The organism is Bradyrhizobium uaiense (assembly GCF_010811875.1).
GTDB lineage: Bacteria > Pseudomonadota > Alphaproteobacteria > Rhizobiales > Xanthobacteraceae > Bradyrhizobium > Bradyrhizobium uaiense.
The window spans coordinates 1-246 of sequence record NZ_VKHP01000859.1 but is presented as its reverse complement, the minus strand read 5'-3'; the positions used below and the strand labels follow the sequence as shown (position 1 = coordinate 246).

The following is a 246-nucleotide window of genomic DNA, read 5'->3' as shown; positions in this document are numbered from 1 at the left end:
ATGATCGACGTCGGGCTGTCGAGCAATTATCCGTCGCTGGTCGCCTGCCTCAACCATCTCGGCATAACGCCCGATGCGATCGACATGGTGGTGCTGAGCCACGAGCATCTCGATCACATCGGCGCGGTTCTTGAAACGGATCTGGTAGACGTCGTCGGCCGCCTGGATCAGCGTCGCGACGTCGGCGTCGAACAACGTCTTGAACGGGCTCGGCTTGCGTTCGCTCATGGTGCGGCTGCCGCTCGG

General features: G+C 62.2%; 1 protein-coding gene. It reads left to right on the top strand.

The window, feature by feature from the left end; all coding sequences use genetic code 11:
* The coding region (locus FNJ47_RS52390; protein WP_236000634.1) for an MBL fold metallo-hydrolase at window positions 1–246 on the top strand (246 nt) is incomplete at its 3' end.